Below are 625 nucleotides of genomic sequence, written 5' to 3'. Positions count from 1 at the left end.
GACAAGGAAATCAAGGTCGGCCAGACCATCGCCTACAGCGGTCCGGCGTCGGCCTATGGCAATCTCGGCAAGGTCGAGGCGGCCTATTTCAAATGGCTGAATGAGAAGAAGGGCGGCATTAACGGCCGCAAGATCACCTTCATCAGCCGCGATGACGGCTACCAGCCGCCGAAAGCCGTCGAGAACGTGCGCAGCCTTGTGGAAGGCGATGAGGTGGCGCTGATCTTCGGCGTGCTGGGAACGCCTGTGAACATGGCGATCCGGCCCTATCTCAACGCCAAGAAGGTGCCGCACCTGTTCAACGCCGCCGGTTCGTCCGCCTTCAACGACCCGAAAAAGTATCACTGGACCACCGGCTGGCAGCCGAACCTGCACGACGAGGCGAAGTTTTACGCCACACAGTTGCTCAAGCTGAACCCCAACGCGAAGATCGGCGTGCTGTACCAGAACGACGACTTCGGCAAGGACATGCTGGCGGGGCTGAAGGACGGGCTTGGCGACAGGGCCGACAAGATGATCGTGGCGAAGGAAAGCTACGAACTGACCGACCCAACAGTGGATTCAAAAATTCTGGCGCTGAAGGCCTCCGGCGCCGACACGCTGATCATGGGCTCCTATTCCAAGC

1 protein-coding gene is annotated in these 625 nt (G+C 59.8%); it reads left to right on the top strand.

The annotated features are described in order from the left end of the window. A partial coding sequence (locus tag AC4FS3_RS29000; RefSeq protein ID WP_491023418.1) for an ABC transporter substrate-binding protein occupies positions 1–625 on the top strand: 625 nt, incomplete at both ends.

It is taken from the genome of Pseudogemmobacter sp. TB195, from assembly GCF_058313095.1.
This window is presented reverse-complemented; position numbering and strand designations above follow the sequence as displayed.